Source organism: Mesorhizobium sp. M1A.T.Ca.IN.004.03.1.1 (genome assembly GCF_003997555.1).
Lineage (GTDB): Bacteria > Pseudomonadota > Alphaproteobacteria > Rhizobiales > Rhizobiaceae > Mesorhizobium.
Genome location: NZ_RZTV01000287.1, coordinates 1 through 274, shown reverse-complemented (window position 1 = coordinate 274; position 274 = coordinate 1). Strand labels below are relative to the sequence as shown.

The following is a 274-nucleotide window of genomic DNA, read 5'->3' as shown; positions in this document are numbered from 1 at the left end:
GGCGTCGTCAACAAGTTCCTCGAGCCCTTCGCCGGCGCCGTGCTCGGCAAGATCCTGGTGCTCGTCCTCATCATTCTCTTCATCCAGAAGCGTCCCCGCGGGCTCTTCGCACTCAAAGGAAGGGCGGTGGAAGCATGATAACGGCCTTCCTTCTCCGATCACTCGATCGCAAGATCGTCATTGCCATCGCCCTCCTGCTTCTGGTCGCCGTCCTTGTGCCGGTCCTGAACCTGATGACGGGGCCGAGCAATCCGCTGCACGTGCCGACTTATAT

Annotated in this window: 1 pseudogene; it reads left to right on the top strand. The window is 60.2% G+C overall.

The window, feature by feature from the left end:
* Window positions 1-134: 134 nt before the first annotated feature.
* Window positions 135-274, top strand: a pseudogene (locus tag EOD29_RS31720) (urea ABC transporter permease subunit UrtC); the annotation flags it as partial.